The 5,586-nt window shown below is 47.9% G+C and carries 5 protein-coding genes; all 5 read right to left on the bottom strand.

The annotated features are described in order from the left end of the window. Position 1: 1 nt before the first annotated feature. Positions 2-1,030, bottom strand: a complete 1,029-nt coding sequence (locus PHU49_13755; GenBank protein MDD5245070.1) for a type IV pilus twitching motility protein PilT — start codon at positions 1,028-1,030, stop codon at positions 2-4. Between the two features lie 24 nt (positions 1,031-1,054). Continuing rightward, a complete protein-coding gene (locus PHU49_13750; GenBank protein MDD5245069.1) occupies positions 1,055-2,614 on the bottom strand; it encodes a PilT/PilU family type 4a pilus ATPase in 1,560 nt (519 codons plus the stop codon). Further along, on the bottom strand, positions 2,583-3,698 hold the full coding sequence (locus tag PHU49_13745; protein MDD5245068.1) for a tetratricopeptide repeat protein: 1,116 nt from the start codon (positions 3,696-3,698) through the stop codon (positions 2,583-2,585). Before PHU49_13745 ends, PHU49_13750 begins: the two co-directional genes overlap by 32 nt. After that, complete coding sequence (locus tag PHU49_13740) at positions 3,695-5,179, bottom strand: secretin and TonB N-terminal domain-containing protein (protein ID MDD5245067.1); 1,485 nt, start codon at positions 5,177-5,179, stop codon at positions 3,695-3,697. Before PHU49_13740 ends, PHU49_13745 begins: the two co-directional genes overlap by 4 nt. Next, positions 5,176-5,586: hypothetical protein (locus PHU49_13735; protein ID MDD5245066.1), on the bottom strand; the 411-nt coding region annotated here is incomplete at its 5' end. The genes PHU49_13735 and PHU49_13740, both read right to left, overlap by 4 nt.

Below are 5,586 nucleotides of genomic sequence, written 5' to 3'. Positions count from 1 at the left end.
GCTATTTAATATATTCGCTGACGTTTGCGCTCATCAACGCATCTTCACGCATTATGATGCCTTTTTTCAGCAGCTCACTCAGATTTTGTTCCATCGTATGCATGCCGTATTCTTTACCCATCTCGATCTGCCCGTAAAGCTGATAACCTTTTGCCTCCCGTATCAGGTTCCTCAATGCCGGCGTTGCCATGAGGATCTCTGTAGCCGGTACCCTCCCTTTCGTATTGGCACGCCTCAAAAGCTTTTGCGTGATCACGGCCTGCAGGGTGATCGAAAGCTGGGACCGTATTTGTGCCTGTTGATGGGGTGGAAAGACATCAACGATCCTGTCAATGGTCTGGGCAGCGCTTGTTGTATGGAGCGTGGAAAAAACAAGATGGCCGGTCTCGGCGGCGGTTATGGCAGCCTGCATTGTTTCCAGATCCCGCATCTCACCGATGAGGATCACATCGGGGTCCTGTCTCAATACGTGCCGGAGCGCCAGGGAGAATGATTTGGTATCGTCACCCACCTCCCTCTGGGAAAGGATCGACTTTCTCGCCGTATATACATACTCGATCGGGTCTTCTACGGTGATAATATGGAGCGACCTTTCTTCGTTAATAAGCTCAACCATCGCGGCAAGCGTTGTTGATTTGCCGCTTCCCGTGGGACCGGTCACCAGAACCAGTCCATTCGGTTTCCTGGTAAGCTCTTTCAGGATGACAGGCAGGCTGAGGTCTTCCAGCCTGGGGATGGTGAGCGGCACGTGCCGGACCGAAAACGCTATGGTGCCTTTCTGGTGGTAGACATTGATCCTGAAACGTGCAACATTTTCAAGCTCGTAGGAAAAATCAAGTTCCTGGTCTCTGCGGAAACGCTCTTTTTTTACCTGGTCAACAACGATCTCATCAAAAAACTCCCTCATATCCTTGTGATATGTCACATCCTCGTTCAGGTAGGTCAGCTCCCCGTTTATCCTTATGGCGGGCGGGATGCCATCGATGAGATGCAGATCAGAGGCATCTTGTTCAACCATCGCATATAACATCTTTACAATACTCAATAGCGCACCTCACAAAAAAAAGATATTATCAAAGGAGATCTCCTTTATATCCCCGTCGAACAGGAGCATGTAGAATTTCACAGTCCTGTTTGTGTACATCTGGGGGATCTGTATTGTTATTGTATGCCAGTTTCCGTCCTTAATCAAATCAAGCGGCTTTTCAGTCAGCTCGTAATCATTTTTGCTGTCCTCAAAGACCCTCACTTTGAAAGCATAGGCGGGTTTTTCGATCTTTGTCTCCAGTATCTTGTATGAGATGTTTAAAAAGGATTTGAGTTTGAAAGGATCCTTCTTTCCGTTGAGTATGGTGTAATCAGCGGCAAAATGGTATGGGCCTTTCAGCGCTCCTGTATCTCTGAACAGAAAACCAACCGGCGTGCTGAAAAGTCTTCCTGAAGTGTCAAAGGAACTTAAGTTCGTGACGCTGAGATCTGCCTGGTAGACCGCAAGGTCTTTTTCAAGGGCCATTATACCCCTTGTCGTCGAGATCCCGTCTTTTGTCGGCTTCACATCGGCAATATCCTCGATAAATTTACTGCTCCTCGATGAATGGGCAATCGCCTGGGCAACATCGATTACGCCTTGTTTACTGAGCATCCGCAACGATTCGTCGAGGGATGTCATTCCTTCGCTTTTTGAAGTATCAAGGATCGTGACGATCTGGTGGATCTTGTCTTCTCTGATGAGGCTCCTGATCGCCGGGTTAACCTTCATGACCTCGCAGGCGCAGACACAGCAGGCTTCATCGGTCTTCGGCAATAATCTCTGGGAGACCACCGCCCTCAAGGCATTTGCGATCTGTGTCCTCGCCGTATTCTTTTCCTGATCCGGGAAAAAATCTATTATCCTGTTTATCGATTGCGCGACATTAAGGGTATGCAGTGTTGAAAACACGAGGGCCCCTGTTTCTGCCAGTTCCAGCGCTGCCTTCATGGACTCCCTGTCCCTGATCTCCCCGACAAAGATAATGTCAGCGTCCTCGCGGACTATCCTCTTTAACGCGCCGGAAAATGATTTTGTGTCTCTGCCGATCTCTCTCTGACTGAAGATAGCCCTCTTCGGCCTGAAAACAAATTCTATCGGGTCTTCTACGGTAACAATATGACACAACCGCTCCCTGTTGATCATCTCAAGGAGGGCGGCAACGGTCGTTGATTTGCCGCTTGCTGACGGACCTGTCACCAGTATCAGCCCGTTGCGGTATTTTGTAAATTCTTTTAAAGAATCCGGTAAACCGAGCTCATCAAAAGAAGGTAAGGTGTCAGAGACGGGCCGGACAACTATTCCAAGTGAGCCGCGCCTCATGAATGCACACATCCTGAACCTGCCAAAACCACCCATCTCGTATGTGTAGTCAAGCTCGTTGTCCTGCGTAAAACGCTCCAACTGCATCTCTGTAGTCGTGCCCTGCAATAGTTCGACAATATCGTTATTTGTTAAAGGCTCTTTGCTCAGGCGGGTAATGCCGCCATTACTGCCCAGGGGAGGGAATCCTTCAAAGAAAAAAACACTCTGTACTCCCTGATTGATCCCTCTTTTAACGACGTTCAGGATTCCGGTTCTCTTCAAGGAACCTTAACCTCTCTATGACTTCCTTGCTCGATTCAGAGGATTTGACGGTACCGAGGTATTGCCTGTAGTATCTTGCCGCATCTTTGGTTTTGCCCATTGTGTCCTGAATGATGGCATAGGACAGGAAAAGGGCCGGGTTCCTGACTCTCTTCTGGATGGGAATCTGAAGGAGCCTGGAGGCTTCGTCCAGCCTTCCGTCGCTCCTTAAAAGCGCTGAAAGGTTTAAATAGGGCTCGATGCTGTCGGGTTCCATAATGATCGCCTTTCTGAAATACTCCTCGGCAAGTTTTGTATCACCTTCACCCATCATCAGAAGACCGATGTTGTTATATGCCTTTGGATAAGTCTTCTGAAACTCGAGGATCCTTTTGAAATAAAAGAGCGCCCCTTTTGGATCTCCTTCCTGGATAGCAATAACGCCGAGATTGTTCAGGGCTTCCACGTGGTCTGGTTTTATGGCTATGATGGAGAGGTATATTCTTTTCGCCTCACCAAAACTGCCTGCCTGGAGAGCCGTTGCAGCCTCGTTGTATAATAAATCGGTCTTCTCGTTATCTGTTGCCTTCGTGACAACCTTCTCGTCTTCTTTTAACTCGTCGGTCTTTTTGGCAGGCGCTGCTATCTTTTTAACAGGCTTTGCAGCGGCCGTCATTTTCACCGGCATTGCCTTTGCGGGTATCTCCTTCGTTTTTTTCCTATCCTGAACAACGGTCTTTCGTGGGATAGCAACAGATACCTTTTTTCCTTCAGGTGCCGCTTCGGTTGCCTGCAAGGGAGCTTCCTTTACCGGGACCGGCTCTTTCTTTACAACCTCTGCAACGGGCTTTTGAGGTGGTATTTCCATCTTCACAGCCTGCTGTTTCGGAGGGGCGGGTGGGATAACGGCTGTTACAATCGGTTTGGGTCTATGGAATGCCGGGATGAAAAGATAGCCCAGCACAGCAAGTACACAGACAAGCAGGATACCATAAACAAGGAGTCTTGGTTTCTTCTTTGGACCAGGCAGGTTAAAGGGGACATCGGGAGTAGTCTTCTTTCTCTCCTTTTGAGCCTTTTTCAGTGCATCAAGGATTATGCTCATTTCGCAGCCTTATTGTATACGATCCGTGGCGTTAAGAATATGATGAGTTCATTGCTTTTAGTCGTTTCCGCACTTGATCTGAAAAGATAGCCAAACAAGGGGATGGAACCAAAACCCGGTATGCTCTTTTCGTCCTGATATTTTGTCTCGTATAAGAGACCGGCAATAATAACCGTTTCACCGTCTTTTACCCGTACAATAGTATCTGTTTCCCTTGTAGATATAACAGGAACTGTACCAAGAGAGAGGGGATCAGGCGAATGGACAGAACCATCTTTGGTTGAATAGATAGGATGTAAGCTGAGGATAATGTTGCCTTCATTATCGATCTGCGGAATAACGTCGAGGACTATTCCGACGTTCATAAACCTTGGGCTATAGGTTGCGATAGCCCCGGCAGTGCCTGTCGCAGATTGCTGTTCCTCGAAGTAGACCTCTTGTGTTGTCGATTTGATGACTGCCCTCTGGTTGTTAAGGGTCGCGATCTTTGGGGTCGCGAGCACCCTCGTTTCACCCTGCGCCTTTAAAAGATCAATATAGGTATTGGTAATGTTCAATTGCCCCGAAGAAGGTGAGCCAACAAAGAAACGAAAAGATTCCGTATAGTCTGCCAGGAAAGATGCTGGTGCCGGAAAGTTTTGCCTGGCGCTAATCGTTGCCAAACTTCCAATTCTCGCATTGACAAGCTCCCAGTTTATACCTTGCCTGAAACCCTCGGATAATCTTACTTCGACGATCTTTGCCTCGATCATGATCTGCCTGTGCAGGGTGGATTCAAGGCTCTCTAAAAACATCGATACACGTTGTAAATTTTTTGGATAGTCCGTTATCATTATCGTAAATGTCTGCCTGTTGATAACAGGTTTTGCATCGGGAGATAATATGGCCTTTATATTATCTTCAAGGCTTTTCCACAGGTCTGAATCGGTCTCGCTTTTTACTTCAAGGGTTTTCGCTTCTGAACTGGTTGTTCCTCCCGTGCCCGATGTGCTGGAAGAACCGCCGCTTTTCCACTCGATCGTACTCGTGCCGATCTTCTTTAAGGCAAGGTAATTGATCGTATATATCTTTGTCTCTACTTTCGGCTTCGAGGCATAGATGGTGCGCCCCTCGATCTTATAAGCAAAACCCAGCGGCTCGAGGATATATTCCAGCGCCTTTTCAAGGGTCACGTTCTTCAGGTCGACAGTCGTTATTCCCCTTACATCAGGTTCTGTTACCACATTATAATTTGTCTGTTTCGCGATAGCCCTGAGGATATCCTTTACGTCCGCATCCCGCAACGAGAAAGAGAAATAATCCTGGGGTCTGGCATTGTCGGGCGCTTTTGCCTTTTCCATCTGGAAGGATACCGGGCTCGGGATATCAACCGGTTTTGCTGTTGCTTTGGTCTCTGCAGGCTGTTTTTCCTTCGCCTGGTCGGTATGCGCGCAGGATACCAGGACAAGCAACATTACAATAAAAATAAGTCCTTTTTTCATTTCGCCCTCTCCGTACCTTTTGTTTTCGGCGTTTCTTCCTGGGTTACCATGTCCTCTATCTTTACCAGGTTGAGTACTCTCTTTAAACCGCTCCGAACGAGTATCACCTTGTCTTTTTGTATATCCTGTACCGTTTCACCGCCTATTATATCGCCTTTCTTTACAACCTCGTGGTCTATGATCGCGACCCTTTCGTTTCCTCTTTCCATGATCGCGACAAGCTTAAAGCTGATCTCCTGTCCCTGCGCCTGTCCCAGCCTTTTTTCTTCCCTGGATTTTGGCAGGAGGAACGGGTCCCGTGTCCATGCAACACCGAGTTTATCAAATTGTTCTTTATCAAATCTCTGCGGCATTACTGCCTTTCCATCTTTTGAAGGGATGCCGGGTACTGCTGCCCCGGGCTTTGC

It is taken from the genome of Syntrophorhabdaceae bacterium, from assembly GCA_028713955.1.
In the GTDB taxonomy this organism is placed as follows: domain Bacteria; phylum Desulfobacterota; class Syntrophorhabdia; order Syntrophorhabdales; family Syntrophorhabdaceae; genus UBA5609.
Note: the sequence above shows the minus strand (reverse complement) of the source record. Positions and strands in the feature narration are given on the sequence as shown.

Excerpts from the sequence above, each read along its gene's own strand:
- PHU49_13755 (MDD5245070.1), bottom strand. The coding sequence starts at position 1,030 with ATGTTATATGCGATGGTTGAACAAGATGCCTCTGATCTGCATCTCATC.
- PHU49_13745 (MDD5245068.1), bottom strand. The coding sequence starts at position 3,698 with ATGAGCATAATCCTTGATGCACTGAAAAAGGCTCAAAAGGAGAGAAAG.
- PHU49_13740 (MDD5245067.1), bottom strand. The coding sequence starts at position 5,179 with ATGAAAAAAGGACTTATTTTTATTGTAATGTTGCTTGTCCTGGTATCC.